This is a genomic window from Carboxylicivirga marina, from assembly GCF_016612505.1.
Lineage (GTDB): Bacteria > Bacteroidota > Bacteroidia > Bacteroidales > Marinilabiliaceae > Carboxylicivirga > Carboxylicivirga marina.
This window is the reverse complement of the sequence record NZ_JAENRR010000038.1, coordinates 1-20,950: the sequence shown is the minus strand read 5'-3', so window position 1 is coordinate 20,950 and position 20,950 is coordinate 1. Positions and strand designations below refer to the sequence as shown.

General features: G+C 37.6%; 19 protein-coding genes. 5 read left to right on the top strand and 14 right to left on the bottom strand.

Features of this window, described 5'->3' with window-relative positions; genetic code table 11:
• Window positions 1-44: 44 nt before the first annotated feature.
• From JIV24_RS14885 to JIV24_RS14870, 4 genes are all read right to left on the bottom strand, one after another.
• Window positions 45-1,502, bottom strand: a complete 1,458-nt coding sequence (locus JIV24_RS14885; protein WP_200465855.1) for a M28 family metallopeptidase — start codon at window positions 1,500-1,502, stop codon at window positions 45-47.
• A 106-nt stretch (window positions 1,503-1,608) separates the two neighbouring features.
• Window positions 1,609-2,193: a hypothetical protein gene (locus tag JIV24_RS14880; RefSeq protein ID WP_200465854.1), complete on the bottom strand. Its 585-nt coding sequence runs from the start codon at window positions 2,191-2,193 to the stop codon at window positions 1,609-1,611.
• A gap of 48 nt (window positions 2,194-2,241) precedes the next feature.
• Window positions 2,242-2,652: a hypothetical protein gene (locus JIV24_RS14875; protein WP_200465853.1), complete on the bottom strand. Its 411-nt coding sequence runs from the start codon at window positions 2,650-2,652 to the stop codon at window positions 2,242-2,244.
• Window positions 2,653-2,710: 58 nt separating this feature from the next.
• A complete protein-coding gene (locus JIV24_RS14870; RefSeq protein WP_200465852.1) occupies window positions 2,711-5,122 on the bottom strand; it encodes a DUF5916 domain-containing protein in 2,412 nt (803 codons plus the stop codon).
• Between the two features lie 245 nt (window positions 5,123-5,367).
• Between JIV24_RS14870 and tyrS the strand changes: the two genes are divergently transcribed.
• Window positions 5,368-6,660, top strand: coding sequence for a tyrosine--tRNA ligase (gene tyrS / locus JIV24_RS14865; RefSeq protein ID WP_200465851.1), 1,293 nt, complete (start codon window positions 5,368-5,370; stop codon window positions 6,658-6,660).
• Window positions 6,661-6,711: 51 nt separating this feature from the next.
• Here tyrS and JIV24_RS14860 read toward each other — a convergent pair whose 3' ends face one another.
• The 10 genes from JIV24_RS14860 to JIV24_RS14815 all read right to left on the bottom strand — a co-directional run bounded on the left by JIV24_RS14860 (window position 6,712) and on the right by JIV24_RS14815 (window position 17,703).
• On the bottom strand, window positions 6,712-7,944 hold the full coding sequence (locus JIV24_RS14860) for a PP2C family protein-serine/threonine phosphatase (RefSeq protein ID WP_200465850.1): 1,233 nt from the start codon (window positions 7,942-7,944) through the stop codon (window positions 6,712-6,714).
• 155 nt (window positions 7,945-8,099) lie between these two features.
• Window positions 8,100-8,666 (bottom strand): elongation factor P, encoded by a 567-nt coding sequence (gene efp, locus JIV24_RS14855; RefSeq protein ID WP_200465849.1) that lies wholly within the window; start codon window positions 8,664-8,666, stop codon window positions 8,100-8,102.
• 111 nt (window positions 8,667-8,777) lie between these two features.
• Window positions 8,778-9,587: a DUF3108 domain-containing protein gene (locus JIV24_RS14850; protein WP_200465848.1), complete on the bottom strand. Its 810-nt coding sequence runs from the start codon at window positions 9,585-9,587 to the stop codon at window positions 8,778-8,780.
• A gap of 79 nt (window positions 9,588-9,666) precedes the next feature.
• Window positions 9,667-10,368 (bottom strand): tRNA (adenosine(37)-N6)-threonylcarbamoyltransferase complex dimerization subunit type 1 TsaB, encoded by a 702-nt coding sequence (tsaB, locus tag JIV24_RS14845; RefSeq protein ID WP_200465847.1) that lies wholly within the window; start codon window positions 10,366-10,368, stop codon window positions 9,667-9,669.
• 140 nt (window positions 10,369-10,508) lie between these two features.
• Window positions 10,509-11,780, bottom strand: coding sequence for an efflux RND transporter periplasmic adaptor subunit (locus JIV24_RS14840; RefSeq protein WP_200465846.1), 1,272 nt, complete (start codon window positions 11,778-11,780; stop codon window positions 10,509-10,511).
• Window positions 11,781-11,930: 150 nt separating this feature from the next.
• Window positions 11,931-13,292: a TolC family protein gene (locus tag JIV24_RS14835; RefSeq protein ID WP_200465845.1), complete on the bottom strand. Its 1,362-nt coding sequence runs from the start codon at window positions 13,290-13,292 to the stop codon at window positions 11,931-11,933.
• A 103-nt stretch (window positions 13,293-13,395) separates the two neighbouring features.
• Entirely contained in the window at window positions 13,396-14,490 is a 1,095-nt protein-coding gene (locus JIV24_RS14830; protein WP_200465844.1) for an efflux RND transporter periplasmic adaptor subunit, read from the bottom strand.
• Window positions 14,491-14,504: 14 nt separating this feature from the next.
• Window positions 14,505-15,761, bottom strand: coding sequence for an ABC transporter permease (locus tag JIV24_RS14825; protein WP_200465843.1), 1,257 nt, complete (start codon window positions 15,759-15,761; stop codon window positions 14,505-14,507).
• Between the two features lie 12 nt (window positions 15,762-15,773).
• A complete protein-coding gene (locus JIV24_RS14820) occupies window positions 15,774-17,039 on the bottom strand; it encodes an ABC transporter permease (RefSeq protein WP_200465842.1) in 1,266 nt (421 codons plus the stop codon).
• Window positions 16,996-17,703, bottom strand: coding sequence for an ABC transporter ATP-binding protein (locus tag JIV24_RS14815; RefSeq protein ID WP_234445845.1), 708 nt, complete (start codon window positions 17,701-17,703; stop codon window positions 16,996-16,998). Before JIV24_RS14815 ends, JIV24_RS14820 begins: the two co-directional genes overlap by 44 nt.
• A gap of 322 nt (window positions 17,704-18,025) precedes the next feature.
• On the opposite strand from JIV24_RS14815, the gene JIV24_RS14810 reads away from it, so the two are divergent.
• From JIV24_RS14810 to JIV24_RS14795, 4 genes are read left to right on the top strand one after another with little or no spacing between them, the layout of a single operon-like run.
• Entirely contained in the window at window positions 18,026-18,571 is a 546-nt protein-coding gene (locus JIV24_RS14810; protein WP_200465841.1) for an RNA polymerase sigma factor, read from the top strand.
• A gap of 2 nt (window positions 18,572-18,573) precedes the next feature.
• Window positions 18,574-19,119: a hypothetical protein gene (locus JIV24_RS14805; protein ID WP_200465840.1), complete on the top strand. Its 546-nt coding sequence runs from the start codon at window positions 18,574-18,576 to the stop codon at window positions 19,117-19,119.
• Window positions 19,120-19,129: 10 nt separating this feature from the next.
• On the top strand, window positions 19,130-20,161 hold the full coding sequence (locus tag JIV24_RS14800; RefSeq protein WP_200465839.1) for a hypothetical protein: 1,032 nt from the start codon (window positions 19,130-19,132) through the stop codon (window positions 20,159-20,161).
• Window positions 20,158-20,742: a peptidylprolyl isomerase gene (locus tag JIV24_RS14795; RefSeq protein ID WP_200465838.1), complete on the top strand. Its 585-nt coding sequence runs from the start codon at window positions 20,158-20,160 to the stop codon at window positions 20,740-20,742. Before JIV24_RS14800 ends, JIV24_RS14795 begins: the two co-directional genes overlap by 4 nt.
• Window positions 20,743-20,950 lie beyond the last annotated feature (208 nt).

Here is a 20,950-nt window from a genome sequence, read left to right as displayed (position 1 = left end):
AGAAACGGCTAAAATAGTCTCTTTAGTGTATAAACCAAATGGAATTAGTCAGTTTGTGAACTAAAAGCTGTTTTTTGAGCCGCCAGATAGGCAGTGGTGAATATTAATTTAACACGCTTTTCCATTTCCTGGTAGTCTATTTTATCAGGTGTATCACTGGGTTTATGATAGTCGGCATGTAGTCCGCTAAAAAAACCCATAACGGGTACGTTATTGCGATGAAACGCATAATGATCTGATAAGCGTAAGAAATTTCCGAAGCCTTGTGACTTATTGTATTCATATTGGATAATGAGAGGTTCCACCATATTATTAGCCACATGCAGCAAGGAGTCAAACTCAGGGTAATGATTGTTGCCTATCGTATAAATATAGTTGGCTTTGTGGGTTGAATCTAATCGCCCAATCATATCAATATTGATATTGGCTTTTAAATTAAAGTGGTGTTCATCCGCATGATCGGCAAAGTAAAAAGCGCCTAATAAACCTTTTTCTTCACCAGAGGTGGCAATAAAAATAATGTTTTTATCGAGTTTTCCTTTTAATGGGGCAAAGGCTTTAGCCAGTTCAATAACAGCTGCTGTTCCACTGGCGTTATCGTCGGCCCCTAAGCAAATGCCATTATAGTGTTCACCAATATGATCGTAATGAGCCGATATTACCAAGGCTTCTTTATCTCTGTTTTTGCCAGGCAAGTATGCTACCACATTATTGGCATTGGCTTCTTCAACAATTAGTGGGCAATATAATTTTAACTTAGGAGAAGGCAGTTGCTTAATGTCCTTGGGCCGCCTTAGGTTTATTAGACTATCTATTGATAAACCAAACAATCGCTTACTTAGGTCGGAATTAACGGCAAAAGCTTTAATGGAATTTTCTGGATACTCAGGCTTGGAAGAGCCGATGGACGCCTTTTGGTGCATTACCTTCAAACGCTCCGAAATAGTATGAAAAGATGTGGGGTCGTTCTTATGTGCCATAACAACGGCAATTGCTCCATTTTGTCTGGCTTTATTTGCTGCCGAGTACCAGCGCTTTAAATTATCAATTAAGATAAAGGCAATTTTACCATCTAGCTTAATTTTGTTTAAAATGGTGTCAGATGCATTGCCAATAAAAACACATGGTGCCTGTATGGGTTCTGCTATCGGGCTTGAGCTGAGGTAAACGAAATCGTCATAATTGCTTAAGTTCTCATCGTTAAGCTCAAAAGTAAAATCATCCCATCGCCAGCTCCATAAACCAATGTTCTGAAAATAGGATGTATCGTTGTAAGGCAACAGTCCTGCCTCAATAAATTGGTTCCTTATGAATAGAGCTGCTTTGTGTTCGCCCTCGCTACCTGTGGCACGTCCTTTAAGACTATCAGAAGCCAATGCGTATACATTTTCTTTAAGACTAACAGCACTTATTGGTTCCAGATATTTTGCTTTAAATTTTGATTGCGCAATGCATGGTATCAAAGAAACAATTACTAAAAAAGAGGTAATATGTATTCTCATAACGATGAGGTTTATGAACTAAATCAACTAAAGATACTCTTTTTTTAGACGATGAAAACTAAAAAGCCGGCTATTTGCCGGCTTCTTTTTATTGAGCAATAATTTTTTAAAATCGCTTGCCAATGGTTATACCGAAGGCGTATGCACTATATTCTTCTTTTAAATCATAGGTGAATACAGGCGTTAATTCCCATCCTTTTTCGATGGCTACTTCGAATTCAATTCCGGTTTTTAAAACGAAGAAGGTCTTGGTGTCTTTTTCACCCATTTCCCATTCAACTCCAGGTCCAGCAATTAGTCCAATGCGATGTGTTGGTTTATATTTACCCACCGCTGAAAGTACCACCACATTATTACGAGCTAATTCTTCAAAACTATCTGATTCGATGTAGTATTCGTCAAGCTCCATATCACCAATAATACCCAGCTCCCATTTGTGACTTAAAGAGTAAAAATAATCAATACCAATGGTAGGCACCCATTTCCCAGTACTTTCTTCATGTGTTTCATGCTCATAAAAGGCCGAAGGGATATGGGTAAAACCCGTGTAAACAGATAATTTGTGTTTCCCATGAGGTGCATGTTCATGCTGGTTTTGGGCATGGTGTTCAGTCCCTGATTTGTGCTCCGAGTGTTGAGCATTAGCGCTGTAGCTAAGTGCCAACATTGCTAAAATAAATAGTTGTTTCATTCTTTAATAATTAATTAGTTAAGATGAAGGGAGGGGAAGGGAGCTTGCTTAATATTTATGGCCTAGCAGAATTCCATTAATGAATCCATTTAGGAGTGCACTGCCAATGTCATCTACACCATGTGGGTTAAAGCTGTCTCTACGTCGGTTATTCCCAACGTAACTTATTATACCTGATGGGTAATAGGCCTTGTATGGTATTGTTAATTGGCTTTTATTATCTAGTATATTGTAGTGCTCATGCATGCCAGCTTGATTATATACAAATATTGGCTGCGTGGCATGATGTATCTCTAGCGAATTGATTTGTAGCTGTAGTGGTTTGTATTCCAGCTTGAGACTTAGGTTTGTGGCGGTTTTGTTTATGAGGCTATCATTTACATGCGAATATTGGGCGTAACAATGACTGTTGCTCAATGCAAATACAATCATAACCATGATTAAAATAAGTCGTGGCATAGGTTATAGTTTTACAATTAGGAGCAGCAAAGTTATGCAATAATTGTCTTAAATGATATTATATCCTGTTTTTCCGAAGCGAATTAAAATCGATGTAATACAAAACTTTGAATGAAAGAGTGTTGGTTTGTGGGCTGTTTCGTACAATCTCAATGTTATCTTTATAGTTGTCTACTACGCTATCATCTAAGTTAAAGATCGAGTTTTTCCAGCCAAAGGTCATTTCTGATCCTGGAGCAAATACCCAACGAAGCACCATGTCAACATTAAATGCATTAAAATTATTATCATGCTCGCCCTCGTAGTCATCCTCTGGTTCTAATGTGCCATCGTCTTGTAATAAATAAAATGATTTATTTTCAACACTTGACCAATAATGGCGTCCCCTGAGTTGCAAACTCAATTTGTTATTAAACGTATAGGCCATTTGCAATACATTTTCTATTGTGCCCAAATCGCGTCTTGAAAAATGGATAGAGTCCTGCTCTTCGTTTTTACTAACATAGCCATAGTCATTATTTTCACCATTATAGCTCAATTCGTAGTCAAATGCTAGCTTTTGCCCCACGCGCAGGTCAAATCCGGTACCCATCCAGTTTCCACTTTGATCTCTGTCAGGCCTTTCATACCCTCCAAAATAGGCGTAAATGCCAAATCTTTTTGTGCGATCAGAGTGAAACATAGTACGGTACATGTATCCTTGTGGCTTATAGAAGTAACGATCTTCAACACGAGGCTCGTCATAGTTGTGTTCTTCACCCATATAGGCGCCATATAACGAGAAGCCATAATTGTTCATGAATAACCAATCGGTGTCCAACTCAACTCTTTGTGATTTGACCTCAAAAGGCTCCATCACCATATCATTCTTAACCGCCAGTTCAGCTGACATCTCTCTGAAAATGCCAAAAGGTTCAACCTGATTAAACCGTAGAAAGGCATCAGTATCGAATAAATTATTACGACGAAGGTAACCCATATCGTTTGGGTTGTAATCATCGGAATAAGCTTCTTGCGAAACACCATATTGCCATTTGCCACCATTTTTGGCTAGCTCAACTTCGGCAAACCAACCCGTTTCTTTCTCTGTGGCTCCTCTGTGGCTAATTCCTCCTTTACCGGTAAAAGCATACTTCAGACTTCGATCTCTTAATTGAAATTCAGTAGCTGTTACATTGGCCATAAAAGGATTATCATACATCGACATATTGGTGTTTATCAGACTGATATATGAGTTGTTTTTTAATGTTTGGTCAATAACAGATACATTATAATTGGTGAATGGTTGAATCAATACATTACGTGTTTCTCCGGTAATTGTATCTTGCAATGTGGCGTATGAATTGATCGACATGGCATTCAAAAAACCCACCGCAAAACCATTTTTACCACGACCTGATATTTTAGTGGCATTAACTAATTGCGTTTCAGATGGACGATCGCTGATGATTTCATCTTCTTCTAATACATCGTTGGCATCACCACCAAACTTAGGGCGGCTACCAATACGTCGCGAGTAAAAAACATCACCTCTATCAAACAATTCCATCCCTTCTGTGAAAAACTGGCGTCGTTCATCATAATAGATTTCATAAGGCCCAAGATTAAGCTGCTTGTCATCTGATTGAATCTGACCAAAATCGGGTATAAGCATCATATCAAGTGTATAACTCTCATTAATACCATATTTTAGGTCAAGGCCCCCTTTGTAGATGAAATCAGTTTCGCCATTTGCTTCATTGTGTTCAAGATAGGTTGCTACGTATGGCGAAAAGGATAGTCGTGTTGGCGGTTTTATATTTTCAATACCTGTTAACTCACCTTGTTGGTGGATGAAACCGGAAATATTTCTGTCGATAAAATTCCATGAGTTATTGGAGTTGTAACGTCTGATATTTCGGAACATGTTAAGTCCCCAGGTGTGTACATCTTTTTCTGGAAAACGCAGTGCCGAGTAGGGGATACGCATCTCAAAACACCAACCTTGATCGTTAATTTTAGTTGAGCTCTCCCAAACGGCATCCCAATTGCCATCTTCCCGATCCCGATCACTTTTAATCGCTTTAATATCTGTTTGAACTCCTGCTGGCGTCAAGAAGAATCCATAAGATAGCTGGCCTTCATTATACGGATCGATATAAATACCAATATAATCAGAACCACCAATGTTATCGCGTTCCGACAGAAAATTATAGATGCTATCCGGTGCTGTGTCGTATAACATGGCACCTACGTATATCGCTGATTGATCGTAAAAAAAGTAAGCTTCTGATTTCTGCATGGCCGGTTGACCATTATAGGGCTCTAGCTGAAGAAAGTCAGTGGCTGGTGTGGCTGTCTTGTATTCTTCTTCAGAAAGTATGCCATCAATTTTTAAGGGTTCATTTATATATCGGCTGGGCACCGATTTTTTTTGTGCTAAAAGTATTGTTGATAAACAGATGAATACCAATAGGTGTATGATTCTCATGGGATAAAGGAGATCTAGTTAGTGTGTTCATTAAGAGCAATAAAAATATTCAAAAAATAATAAATAAGTGGTTAAACACTTGTTAAAATTAACATATTGATAACGGATGTGTGTTTTTGCTGTTGTTTCGCAATATTTACATTAAAAAAGTAGGTATCTAGGCATGTGGTTTTTATTATCTTTGCGTTTGCAATTAATAAAAATGTATAATAGCGTCGTAAGCGACAATAAATAAAAGCACAAGCATGAATTTTGTTGAAGAACTAAGATGGCGTGGCATGATTCACGATGTTATGCCCGGTACCGAAGAACAATTAAAGAAAGAACTGACGTCAGCTTATGTGGGTATTGACCCAACAGCAGATTCATTACATATAGGTCACCTTGTTGGGGTAATGATGCTAAAGCATTTTCAGGCCTGTGGTCATAAACCATTGGTGCTTGTAGGTGGTGCAACCGGTATGATTGGTGATCCTTCAGGAAAGTCACAGGAGCGTAATTTGCTTGATGAAGCTTCATTGCGTCATAATCAGGAATGTTTAAAAAATCAATTGGCTTTATTTCTTGACTTTGATTCATCCTTGCCTAATGGTGCCGAGTTGGTGAATAACTATGACTGGATGAAGGATTTTTCCTTCCTTGAGTTCATTCGAGATATTGGTAAGCACATTACCGTCAACTACATGATGTCGAAAGATTCAGTAAAGAAACGCCTTGGTGAAGAATCACGCGTTGGTATGTCGTTTACTGAGTTTACTTACCAGTTGGTTCAGGGTTTTGACTTTTTACACTTGTATCGAGAGAAGAACTGTAGATTACAGATGGGTGGTTCTGACCAGTGGGGTAACATCACAACTGGTACTGAATTGATACGTCGTAAGGAGCGAGGTGAAGCCTTTGCTATGACCTGCCCATTGATCACCAAAGCCGACGGTGGTAAGTTCGGAAAAACAGAAAGTGGTAATGTGTGGTTAGATCCTGAAAAAACTAGTCCGTATCACTTCTACCAGTTCTGGATGAATACTTCTGATTCGGATGCTGAGAAATACATTAAAATATTTACAATGCTAACGCAGGATGAAGTGGCAGGATTGGCAAAAGAACAAGCCGAAGCTCCACATATGCGTGCGATGCAGAAGCGTTTAGCCGAAGAAGTCACCGTTATGGTGCATGGTCGTGAGGCCTACGATTCAGCTGTTGAAGCTTCACAGATTTTATTTGGAAAAGCAACAACAGATGCCCTTCGTAAAATTGATGAGCAGACCTTATTGGCTGTTTTCGAAGGAGTGCCTCAGTTTACGGTCGATAAAGCATTATTTCAAGCCGGTGTAAATGTAGTTGATCTATTGGCTGAGAAATCTTCTGTATTTCCATCGAAAGGTGAATTGCGCCGTACCATAAAAGGTGGTGGAATGAGTATTAATAAAGAAAAGGTGACAGATGCTGAACTAAGTATAAATGCATCAGCATTATTGAATGATAAATATCTATTAGTGCAAAAAGGCAAGAAAAACTATTTCCTGGTGATTGCTCAATAATATTAGAAAAGATATATTTGAAGAAAGCAGGCAGTGATGTCTGCTTTTTTATTATTTAAATTCAAGCCCGATGAGTGAGATGTCATCAAAGGCAGCGCCATCATTCTCGATGCGATCGATAATGGTTCTTAAGCGCAGGAAGTTTTGCTCTAAAGGATGGTTGTTATTCATTATCTCTTCTACCTCTTCAGCACCAGATTCTACATGGTGGCCATCATCTAACTCGACTAATCCATCAGTAAATGCAAGTAATTTAGAGCCTTTAGGTATGTGTACTTTTCCAACTTCTATGGATGGGATAAAATCAAGCATACCCAAACCAATACAACCATTTTCAAGGTGAACCAAGTGCTGTTTTCGCGCATCATATAATAATGGCGGCAGGTGTCCGGCGTTCACATAGCTCAAGCGCCTGGTGATAAGGTTATAGCGTCCGATGAATAGTGTAATAAACTTTTCATTATTGGCACTTTCATTCACGCGGGCATTCAATTGGTGAACCAGCTTTTTGAGGTTACAGCTGTATGAAAAAAGCGAACGTATTACTGCTTGAAAATTTGACATTAGCATGGCAGCAGATATTCCCTTTCCTGATACATCGGCAATGCAAAAGCCAATAGTGTTTCGCGATAGCTGAAAAACATCGTAATAATCGCCACCAACCCCCATGTGTGGCTCGTAATAAGTATGTATATCCAGCTTCGATGTTTTAGGTAACTGGTGCTTGTTGGGCACCAATTGGTTTTGAATACGCGAAGCCAATTCCATCTCTTTTTGTATGGCTTTTTGTTCAAGTAGTTCCTGCTGCATGCGTTTGTTTTCAACAAATACAATTATCAGGTTAGAAATAATTTGGATGAGTTTTAAGTGTTTAATTGTTGGGCTAATACCTTGCTGCTCTTCTTCAATATCGCCAATTAATACATAGCCAATTGCTTTATATCGATGAAACAATGGAATAACAGCATCAAACCCTTTTAAATTTGGTGGATGCGAAAGGGTAATGCTTTCAATCGTTTCGTATTGCAGCAAATCTTCTTCAACATCAATTGCCGATGCTTCTTGCTCTGTAACACCTGATACCAAAAGGTTTTTCCAGATATCATTAGAATAAGTAAAAACAAGTACTTTCCCTACTTCAAGCTCTTCACGCAGTAATATTTCAAATTCAGAGAGTAGATCATCAATACTATGATCTTCATTTATGGTTTGCGCAATATCAAGGATAATATTTAATCTATCCTTATATAATCGAAGTCTTTTCTTTTTTAATTGCGTAACCATAGGAGATAACTCTTTCCAACTAAGGTATTAAAAAAAACCTACAAAAGTCAGTATTTCTTATAGATGCCTTGGGGTACCAACAAAATACCCTGTTATATGTCTTAACTAACTGTTTAGTATTAAGATTATAACAGGGGTTAATATTGTGATATAAATTATTTTACACGCTCAACATATGAGTTGTCACTCGTGTTAATTTTAATTTTATCGCCTTCGTTAATAAATAATGGAACCATTATTTGTGCACCCGTTGTTACGGTAGCTGGTTTTAATGAGTTGGTTGAAGATGTATCACCTCTAACACCTGGTTCGGTATAGGTCACTTCAAACACCACGTTAGTAGGAAGATTAACCATTAATGGAGTTTCAGTATCGGCATGGTAAACGACTTCAACTTCCATTCCTTCATTTAATAATGCTGTATTACCAATTAGTCCTTCTTCGATAGGAACCTGATCAAATGTTTCAGCATTCATAAAGTGATAGCCCATATCATCTTTATATAAAAATTGATGTGGACGACGCTCTACACGTGCTTCATTAACTTTTACACCTGCATTAAATGTATTTTCAATAACCTTACCAGTTGATACGTTTTTAAGTTTAGTTCTTACAAACGCAGCTCCTTTGCCGGGCTTCACATGTTGAAACTGTACAATGAAAAATAACTGTCCATTGTACTCAATGCACATCCCGTTTCTAAAATCAGCTGTAGTTGCCATACTATTGAAATTGTGATTATTATTATCGTAAAAAACGCTGCAAAAATAAGCTAATTAGTGTAAAAAACGAATTGTATTAACTAAAAGCTCAAAAAGCAAAAAAAACATGTTTTAAAATTTAACACTGCTAAACGGGTGTTTCAATCCTTTAAACTCTTCGAGGTTACAAGTGAAAGAGCCAACTGCCAGGTCAAAGCGTACGCGCATAGGAATGCGGTTTTTATCCTTGGTAATCCATACATGCATGTCATCTTCGGTTTTGAAGGCCCGGCCCACTTCAGTTACCGGAGAAAACTTATAACATACTACTTTTCCAAAATTGGTTTTAATAACTTCTGTACCTCGGTATCGGATACGCAAAGGAAAGTTTTCATCAGAGAAATAGGTCATAAATTCAATGACTTCACCAACCTGCAGGTTGTCGTTGAATTTATGGTTGCGGGCAAAGTAAAAGGCAGATAGGATATCTAATATGCCTTCCTGCACATTGTGGACACCTGATTTTTTGGACATGACCTGCGATGAATCACGATTGTATTCTACTTCGTTATAATAACGATAACGTCCTTCACGAATGCTGCGAACAGCCTTTACCGGTTGGTTGGTTTCAACGTCGATGAAGCTTTCGTAACGATCACGTATCTTATATAATACATCTGCTATGCCAACTGTTACGCCGCGCCCAACAACATGGTGTATATGAGTGTTATTATAAATGGAATCACTGACAGTTAATGTCGCTTTACCTCCTGTTACAATCCCATAATTAAGTTTAAACACTAAGCGTTCGCCACCCTGATAGGCTTGGTGACTGGTGGTTGGGTAAGGAGCAATAAACACAGTGTCTTTTTCCTCTTCTTGTGCTGCCAGTAGGTTAGCACAAAAAAAGAATGCAGTTAGTATTGTCGTAAGCTTTCTCATAAGCCTTTGTTTTAGAGATTAAGTTATGATTACTTCCTCTATATGACAAACAAATACATGAGTTTACTTATGAAATCTGCTACAATACTTTTTTCTTCGGCGTTGTAGCCACAAAATCCTTCAGATAAAACGGTTCAAAGTAAGCTACGTCTTCAAACTTTTCCTCAGCAAAATATTGTTCAGCAAGAGGTGCCAGGTTTTTAGCAAGTGGATGACAGTCATCTACGAAAATAGCATTCTCGTGTTGAATGACTTCTTTACACTTATCAGCACCGTTGCCAAAAAATACAACCCGATTCACACTAAGCCACTTTAAGAAGGTTTCTTCATCAACAATTTTGGCTGATATTTCCTCAATTATATTTAGGTCACTATCGAATACAGCGGTGTATACTTCCATGCGGCGTGCATCCATTAAGGGACAAAACACAGTTGGCAGTTCTGACTTCTCCCATTCTTTATTTACCAAAGGCTGTGTTAAAATGTGCATCGAATCAATGGCAATCACCGGCTTATTGAGTGCGTAACAAATGCCTTTCGCCGTAGAAACACCAATGCGAAGGCCTGTGTATGAGCCAGGTCCACTGCTTACAGCTACAGCATCAATATCTTTCATGTCAGGTGTGTTGTTTTGAGCAAACAACTCCTCAATCAATACAGTTAAGTTAGATGCATGCGAATTGATTTGGTACAACTCTTTTGAAGCAACAACTTCTCCATTTTCACTGTAGGCTACCGAACATACGCCGGTAGACGTTTCTATACTTAATATCTTTGCCATGTTAGTAGATTATTGCGCAAAAATAATAAATTGTTTCGAAGATAGTAATACTAAAAAAGCTATTAGCTGATGCTTATCGTCTATTAGCTTTTGAAAGAAGATTGTATGTTGTCTTTTATCTAAAATCTGGTGTTTGATGCTTATGAATCTTTTTTCTCCTCGAATAATTTATCTACAACCTGAACTGCTGCTTCATTTTCTAATTTGCGAGAAATGGCTGAATAAGGTCCGCTAATAACTTCATCCTCTTCGGCAATGCCTTCCAATATTTCGATGTACTTAGTGTTTTGAATGCCTGGAACGACTTTCTTTTGAATAGCTTTGCCTTCTTGCACGATATACACTACTTCAATGCGCTTATCTTTGTCGACCTCAATTTTTGTAGAATCGGATTGAATGCTGTCAGGTCTGGTAGTAACAGATTGGATAGGAACCGTAAGTGTGTTATAGCGTGTATTGGTTTGAATGTCAACGGTTGCAGACATTCCCGGACGAAACGGATAAATGTTTTTGGCTTCTTTGGCAATCAAATGTTGATACGATTCAGGTAGAATTAAAACACGAACTTCAAAGTTTGTAATTTGGTCGGCACTGGCACCTTGCGTTTTTGCCGAGTTGGCAATTTGTGTAACAACACCTTTAAACTGCTTTTTTAAATAAGCATCAACCTCAATTAAGCAGGTGTCGTAATGACTTACGCGGATAATGTCGTTTTCGTTAACATCAACCAATACCTCCATTTGGTGCAGGTTAGCTAAGGTCATCATTTCTGTTCCTTCAAATTGAGCAGTACCTACTACGCGCTCACCTTTTTCAACGTTGAGGCGCGAGATAGTACCATCCATAGGTGCATATATGGTAGTACGATTGAGATTATCCTTTGCTTCTTTTAATGATGCGCGTGAATTTCGTAATGCCGCTTCTGCTGAGGCCAAGTTGGCACGAGCAATTTCATATTCTGATTCTATCTGTTCAAAGTCAGATTCAGAAATGGTCTTATCGTTCCATAGTTGCTTATTGCGTTTGTAGTTAAGTTCTTTTTGCTGTAACTGGGCTCTCGCTTGTTGTACGTTAGCTTCGGCTGATTTTACCGAGGCTTCCATTTTTTCGTAGTTTCGCTCATAGATATCTGGCTGGATGCGTGCCAATATTTGTCCACGCTTAACTTCTTGCCCTTCTTGTATCAGTAGGTCTAGAATTTCGCCCGAAACATCTGAGCTAATTTTTACTTCAACCATCGGTTTGATTTTTCCGTTGGCTGTAATGGCTTCTGTAATGGTTCTGAGTTGAGCTTTTTCAGCCAATACCTTTTCTTGGTATTCCTGGCCAACCCAACCTTGTTCTTTAGCCACTACCAATAAAACAAAAATAACAATGACTGCAACGATGGCAATAACAACAGGTTTCTTCATAGATTCGGTATTTTATATTGGCTAATTTAAGAAATAAGTTGATTAGAGAATGAGGTGAGAGGCAGAAGTTTTGTAAACATTAAAAAACCGGATATTTGAGTTGCAATATCCGGCTCTATAATTAAAGGGTAAAAAGGGTATTATGAAATTTTAAAGTTTTATAGGAATGCCTTTGTAGAAGTCAAGGATCTTCGTTCGTAAAATATATTCATATTTTGATTGAAGAAGATCAGATTGTGCTCTGGTAAAATCAGTTTTTGCAACATTATAATCAACTGAGTTTACTAATCCTACATTAAATTTCTTCTCGGTATATCGGAATGATTCGGCAAATGAACTAACTGCTTCTTCACTCGAAAGGTATTTATTGTATGCTGCAACAGCATCAGCATAAGCTTGTTGAATGCTTTTGCGTAAGCTTAGCTTTTCGGCCTTTAACTGGTATTGAGCATCCATTAAGCCAAGTTTAGCATTTGCCACGTTGTTTCTTGTTTGTAAACGATTAAAGATTGGAATGCTTAAGCGGGCACCAATGTATGTATTTTGGTTAGTCTTAAACTGTTCGTCCAAGGGGCGGTTTGAGTCATAAGGGTCATCGGCCAGCCAGTTGGCATTGGTTGATATACCTGCACCTACTCCTAAGGTTGGGTAGTAGTTGCCTTTTGCAATTTTTAAATCATATTCCTTACTCTCCGTATTGTATGTGGCACTTTTAATCTCTGGCATTATCTCTAATGCAACAGAATAAATATCAGCAGGAGGTTCAGGTGTGAATGCTGTTAATTCAGGAAGTTCTGGTGTTTGAATGTCAAATTCAATAGGGCGTTCTAAATCAAGTAATTGAGCTAAGTCTAGTAATGACATAGCTAAGGCATTTTCTTGTTGCGTCACATTTAAAGCTTCCTTAGCAGCCTGGGATTTTATCTCTAAAAAACTACCCATAGCCTGACTGCCTGCATCAACCAGTTTCTTGGTGCGATCGGCCTGCAATTTACTGGTTTCGTATTGTTCATTTGCAACATTCAACAACTCTTTATTAAATAGAATTTGTAGGTAATGACCTGTTATTAAAAGCCCAATGTCATTTTTAGTTTTTTCCATGTTCTCAATTGCAGCTAATAAGTCAACCTTATTGCGCTTTATTCTGTTGGAGTTGGATAAACCACTAAAAACATTGACATTACTGTTGGCGCTTATTCCAAGCGAACGGATGTTTTGGTCTACGTTTTGCGCTTCTTGCTGAACCCAGGTATACCCAAAACTCAGTGAGCCATTGGAGCTGGCACTTAAATCAGGCAGTCGGTCTAATTTGCTCTGTTTTAATATATTTTCCTGATATTCGGTATTAACAGCCTCGCGCTTAATCGTTATGTTATTTTCATGAGCATAAGTAATGCACTCTAATAGAGGCCATTGCTTTTTTTGTCCCTGCCATTCTATTTTCAGTGAATCCTGAGCTTGCATGTTGATTGCCATTAAAAGAATGGTGGCAATAGCAATTATTGATTTCATAGATAATTCTTTTGATTGGTGTGAGCTTAACTTATCTTCTGAAGAATATCACCTCTGCTATATACAGAGGTAATATTCAGATAATAAATGTATCAATTATTATTTAACTAGCCTGAGGAACTTTTACTTTATCTTTTTTTGTCAACCCTTCCTTAATTTCAATTTTGATTCCGTCAGATAAACCAGTAGAAATAAACCGTTTTTCAAATACTTGAGGTGCAGTTTCAATCTCAACATATATAGAGTCTTTGTTTTCGTTCTCAAACAGAATTAATGATTCAGACACTGTCAGGACGCTATCTCGTCGATCAAGTACAATGTTAGCATTAGCACTATAACCAGCTCTGATGAAATTGCTGGATGAGAGCTTTACTTTTGCTTTGATTTCAAATTGAACAGCTCCATTTTCTTCAACACCTTTAGGAGATATGTACTCAAGTTCTGCATCAAACTTTTCCTCTTCAATTGCGCCTATTGTCAATTCTAGTTTCATTCCTTCTTTGATCTTGCCTACTTCAGTTTCATCAATTTTACCTTCAAAAATCATTTCATTCATATCGGCTACCGAAGCTATGGTCGTTCCTTCATTAAAGGTGTTGGTTTGTATAACTGAGGTGCCGACTTCTACTGGAACATCCAGAACCATTCCTTCAATGGTTGAACGTATAAGAGTATTCGTAATCTCACCTGATTTTTTGGTGATACCTTCTTTAATCAATTGCAGATTGTTTTCAGCTGCTTCAACTTCCTCAAGAGCGGTATTGTAATCAATCCGATAATTTTGGAATTCTGCTTCTGCAATGACACCTTGTTCAAACACTCCTTTTTGTCGATCATAGACCAATTGAGCATCTTCTAAACGCAATTTAGCCTTGTTAAGCCTCGATTCGGCTGCATTAAGAGCTACCATATCTGGAATTATCTTAATTTTTGCCAATAGATCGTTCTTTTTGACATGGTCACCGGGTTCTACATATAATTCTGCAATAATTCCTGAAACCTGTGGTTTAATCAGAATCTCTTTACGAGGCGTAACAGAGCCTGTTGCAACTGTTTTTTGAATTACATTATCTACTGAAGGATTTTTTGTTTCGTAAATGATATCTTTTACTTTAGACTTGTTGTATAGGTAAACAAATCCGAATATTACTAATCCTACAAATAAAACGCTGATAAAAATTTTAACTATTTTTTTCATGATATGGAGAAAGTTTAATTTTCACTTCTGATTGCTTCAATGGGTTTAATAGAGACAGCTCTTCTTGATGGTATTATGCCAGCAAACATTCCTGATAGAATAATAATGATAAGTGCTGTAATGGCTAGCTGGAAATCAATCTCAGGATTTCTGAACATTTCACTCTCTGGAGGCAAAGCATTGTTTACTAGTTCAATAATAAAAACACCTATCATAAGGCCAGATATGCCGGAAATAGTTGTTAAAAAAATAGATTCTGAAAGTACACTACCTATAATTTTACGTGGACTGGCACCAATTGCTCTTTTGATACCAAATTCAACAGTTCGTTCTCGTAATATGATGAGCATAATATTACTAACACCAATAATTCCTGCTAATAATGTGCCTATTCCGACAATCCATATTAAGCCGCGGATGCCAAGGAAAAGTCCATTCATTTTTTTGAATTCTTCTCCTACGTTATTGTAGCCAAAAGCACCTTTATCATCAGGATGAATCTTATGGCGTTTGGCAAGTATGGCCATAACCTTTCCTTCAACAGGCTTAACCTCAAATTCAGGCTTGACTACAATTGAGAAATGATCAACCCGGTTAGGGTAATTATATACCTGTTGTGCTGTTGTGAATGGAATCCATACCTGAGAGTTCTGGTTTTCTCCCCAGCCACCAGAATGCTTTGACTTATATACGCCAATTACCTGGAAGTAGATACCATTAAGTCGAACATATTTATTAATTGGATTCTCATCTTTATCAAATAATTCTTCGTAAGCCCTATAACCAAGTAAAACAGCTTTTCGATTAAGTTTAAGATCAAATTCATTTAAAAAACGCCCATATTCCAAAATAACAGGGTCTATAAAGTTTTCGTCTGGTGTTTTACCAAGCACATTAAAATTCCCTTTTTTGTGGCGATGTACCAAAAGTGTATTTTCGCGATAGCCTCCTCCATTAACCGTAGGTGCTACAATTTCAATCTCTGGAATGTTTTGTTCTAATGCTTTCTTGTCACTATATTCAAAATAGTATTGTCTGTTTCGAGGAAACCCTTTGTAGGGCATAGTTGTTTGTTGAGCCCAGATAAACATACTGTTTCTTGAGAAATCTCCAAGGTTGGCGTACACAGCATTTTCCAATCCGCTACCTGCACCAAGCATGATAACCAACATAAAGATGCCCCAAAAGATACCAAAAGCTGTTAAAGTTGTGCGTAACTTATTTTGCTTTAAGGTGTGGAATATTTCTTGCCATTTATCTATATCAATCATAATCTTGTTGAGTTATTCATCGTGCAAAGCAACGATGGGTTTAATACGAGAAGCCCTTCTGGCTGGAACGAATCCGGCTAACATACCTGCAAGGGCAATAAGTATCGCTGAGCCTATGGCAATATTAAAGTCAACACCCGGGTTTCTAAAAAACTCAGAGGCTGGCATGTTTTTAGCAATGAGCTCTAGTAATGAGATGCCTGAAAGCATTCCAAGGTAGCCTGCAATTGAAGTAATTATTAGTGCTTCAAGAATAATCAAACCGATAATTGAACGAGGTGTTGCTCCTAGGGCTTTTCTAATGCCAAATTCCTTAGTTCTTTCCTTTACTACAATCAGCATAATATTACTAACGCCTACTATGCCGGCGATAAGAGTGAAAACACCTATAATGCCGACAAAAAGTTTGATGCCTGCGAAGAGAGCTTGCATTTGTTTGTATTCTTTTAAGGCATTGAAAGAGCCCAGTGCGCTTTGATCTTCAGGATCAACTTTGTGTTTATTAGCTAATTTAACTTTTATATCTTCAAGTAAAGCTTCACTTTCTTTAACCGATAAATCACCACAGGTGAATGTCATGGTACCAATTTGTGTGCCTGGTCTGAATGTTTTTTGAGCAACGGAAATTGGGATGTATAATCGCTCCACTTCTCCATCATGAACATCATCAAAGACACCGACAACTAAAAAAGGTATTTTGTTAATGTTAACATATTTACCGACTGGATTTTCTTCTTTGAATAGGCGTTCTTTTACAATTCGACCAATAATAGCAACTTTTCTGTATTTCTCAATATCAATGAAATTTAATAGCCTACCATTGGTTAGTTTTAAGTTTTCAGTGGTTTGAAAGCCAACGTTTATGGCTTGAATGCCAAAGTCACCATATTCATTCCTGTAGTTTGTTGAATAGGCACCACCCCAAAGGTTAATTCGGCCGGATATGTTCTCAAGAGCTTCATAATGATTAGAGATGAATTCAAGATCATCATTTTTAAAGCTTATCTGTCGACCAGTGTTATAGCCAGCGTGTGCTATCGTTGTTCTACCTCCCCAAAGCCATACACTATTCATTGCATCACTAAAGTTGTGCATAACTCCTTTTTGTAAGCCAGTGCCTGAACCTAAAAGTATCATTAAGATGAAAATACCCCAAAAAACACTAAAGCTGGTCAGAAAGGTGCGTAATTTGTTTTTGCGCATCGTGCTTAATATTTCTTGCCAAACTCCTAAATCAAGCATATCTAATACTATGGTTCTGTTTGTATTCTTTTTCAATCACACCATCTTTAAGGTGTATTATCCGTTCAGTCTTTTCTGCAATGTCGTTTTCATGAGTTACTATTATCATTGTGATTCCGCTCCGGTTAATCTCATGGAAAAGTTCCATTACTTCATAAGATGTTTGAGTATCAAGTGCTCCGGTTGGCTCATCTGCCAGGATTACTTTAGGGTTATTTATGAGGGCTCTTGCAATCGCAACTCTTTGTTTCTGACCGCCTGAAAGCTCGCTTGGCAAGTGGTGAGCCCATTCAGTCAAACCAACTTTTTCAAGGTATTCCATAGCAATACGATTTCTTTTTTTTCTTGAAACCTTTTGGTAGTAGAGGGGCAAGGCCACATTTTCCATGGCATTTTTGAATGTAATTAAGTTAAAGGATTGAAAAACAAAACCTATCATCTTATTGCGATACCAGGCTGCTTTCTTTTCATTTAAGTCTTTAATTAAGGTATCACCTAAATAGAACTCTCCTTTGTCATAATTGTCAAGAATGCCCAAAATATTCAAAAGAGTGGATTTTCCAGAACCCGATGATCCCATAATTGAAACCATTTCGCCTTGCTGGATGTCAATATCAAGTCCTTTAAGTACATGTAATGAGTTACTTCCTGTAATGTAGGATTTGTGAAGTTGATTCACGCGAATAATGCTTTGGCTCATAATATTTTTTTCTTAGATAAATCGATTCTAATGGGTAAAAACTACTTAACAATACCTGTGCCGATAAAATAAAATCACAGATAGTCAATGTGTTAAGGTGTTGCTTGTTAGCTGAATGATTAATTATGCCTATATTTTACCTGAATATTGTTCGTTTTCGAACAGATGATTTTTGTCATCCTTTGTTAATTGGACGATTAAGAGCATTCTTTGGTTACACTGTACGTAGTGTGCGTTATCGAACAATAGTATGTTTTATATATAATTCAGTAATTTCTTTTCGACCAATAGCCTGCTTAATCGTATAAGGTGTAAAGAATCTATGGAGTCACTATCAGATGAAATATTAGTAGAAAAAAGTAGAGCCGGCAATCAACAGGCTTTTGCTGTGTTGCTTGAGCGGCATACTGATTATTGCTACTCAATAGTTTATCGGATGATTAATGTAAAGGCTGAAGCAGAGGATATTGTGCAAGATGCATTTGTGACCGTTTGGCAAAAAATTAGAAGCTTTGATTCGCAAAAAGCAAAATTTACAACCTGGCTTTATAGTATTGCAACACGGATGGCGATTGATGCCTTGCGCAAACGAAAAAATCAGGTTGATGTGCATAGTGTTGCAATAATAAGTGAAGATCATAATGGGTTTACACAACTATGTAATAATGAATTGGAGGAGAGTGTAAGGCAAGCGACGAGTTCTTTAACTGAGTTGCAAAAAGCTGTTTTTGTGTTACGTGAAATTGAAGAGATGGAGGTTGTGGAAGTGTCGTATATAACAGGATTGTCGGCAAAGCAGATAAAAGACAATCTATACGTGGCGCGTAAGCAAGTAAGGGAACGATTGAAAAAAACATTAAGCCTGTAGAGATGGAAGCGGATAATTATAAAAAAATTATTGAGCAATTAAGGCAGCAGAAGCCTCAGTTGGAAAATGGACAAAAGCTTAAGCATGAGGTGATGAATAGGATTAGGACACAGAAATCTGTTTCTAATATAGCCTATCTAATTAGGGTTGCGGCAAGTATTCTAATTCTATTGAGTCTTGGAGCTTATGCTTGGATGGAGATTTATACCTGGGAGAATCGCTTAGCTATTGAACAACGAGTATCCCCCAATGAATTGCAGAATAATGTTGATTGGCAATGCCGGCAAACAGTTAATGAAATCGTAGCATCGCTTTTTGAAACGAATGCACTTGTTCGTCAAAACGATGGCGTTCTTATTAATAAGAGTAATATGAAGCTTCTTGAAGTTGAAAATGCAGAGCTATTTGCAAGGGTGAGTGATATGCTTGAACGCATCAAACTAATTTCACCAAATGATTTCCAAACCTATCAGTCTGGTGAGGATATTCATTTAAATGCATGGCAGCTCCGCCGTGAATATGGTTTCTGCGAATGGATAACCAAATAAGCTATTGACTATGAAACTAAAATGGATACTAATAATAGGTCTGTTCATCCTATCGGCGTGTGATGATTTAACTTACAGGTATTACACGCGAATAAATGCAGATGGAACAGTTTTTAAAAGAATTACAGCACAAGGGGATTCTTCTAGTGTTTATAATAAGCCGTTTTCATTTAATACTAATGAAGGATGGAATCTGAAATACGACAAGGAAATTGATGCAGAAAGTGGCGACACGATATTTTGTGCCGTTGCTGAAAAGACGTTTGTGTCAATTGAAGACATCAATCAAACACTTCATCTTAAACAGGATTCGGCATTTATGGATAATATTAAGGTGGAGTTAACTAGTCGCTTTGCCTGGTTTTTTACTTTTTACGAATACTCGGAGGTATTTTTGCAACGCTTCCCATTTAAGCATGCTTCCATCGATGATTACCTAAACAACGAAGAGTATGCCTATTTCTTTTTAGATGATACAACATGTGTTGCGTCGATGACAAAAGAAGAGGAAAACGCTTTTGATTCAAGAGGAGAAAAGAAATTTTGGAAGTACCTGTCAGTATCGATGGGGATTGAATTTTCGCAACTTTTAAACAATTATGCTGCTGAAAATGGAGTAGAGAAGTTATCCGATTCAGATTCTTTGTTTGTAATTCAACTATTCGATTCATCCATGGAAAATGGTCCCGATATTGATGAGATTTGCAACTTAGTGGATGAACATCTGAATGCCTCGTGGGTTTTTCAGGCTTATTGCGATGAATACTTTTCTAACTTTGAGAGGCAATTGGATGATGAAGTTATCTTCATTAGCGAATCGGATTATTTTGCTACGCTTGAGGTGCCAGGTTTGCCATACGAAACCAACGCCTCCTCAATAGAAAAAGATATTGCATATTGGCAATTTAAGCGAGGGCGCTTTTACTATAAGGACCATACACTTTATTTGAAGTATCGAACCATAAATTATTGGGCATTTATAATAGTCGGGATGATCCTCATTGCATTGGCCTCTTCATTAATATTAAAACGAAAACAATGAAATATATATTGATAATATCGGTTGTGATAACTTTTGTATCCTGTTGTTCTAATCCTCGGGTAGAAATAAAAACAACTAAAGGCGATGTAATTTGTGAGATTTATGAGGATCGAGCCCCGATAACGGCGTGTAACTTTCTAAAATATGTCGATGAAAAACGTTACGATTCAGCGATCTTTTATCGGGTTGTTACACTTTCAAATCAAAATAATAGCCCAGTTAAGATTGAAGTTATTCAGGGAGGCCTGTTTGTTGATGAGACTATCGAGCAGTTGCAGCCAATTCAACACGAACCCACAAATGTAACTGGAATCAAACATTTGGATGGAACAATTAGTATGGCTCGATTAGAGCCGGGCTCGGCTTCTTCAGAGTTCTTTATATGTATAGGTAGCCAACCTGAATTAGATTATGGAGGAAAGAGAAATGCAGATGGTAAGGGGTTTGCAGCCTTTGGACGGGTTGTTCATGGGATAGATGTTGTTAAAAAGATACATGTTTTAGAGAACACCAACCAAATGCTTGATGCAATGGTGAAGATTGAAAGTATAAGAAGGTTGAACGCTGAGGAAGTACAATAATAATCTGACATTTCCCATGTCTATTAGGCAGCTTTCAAGTGCTGCCTAATAGACATGGGAAATGTCAGTTAATAATTGCCTCCTATATTATTTAGAAGGTCTAAGGTCACCATCGATAGTCTATCTTTCGAAAATATCTAAAAAACTTTCCACCACCAACCCCCACCAAATCAATTCTTAAGCCATACTCTTCCAAGCTGCCTCATAA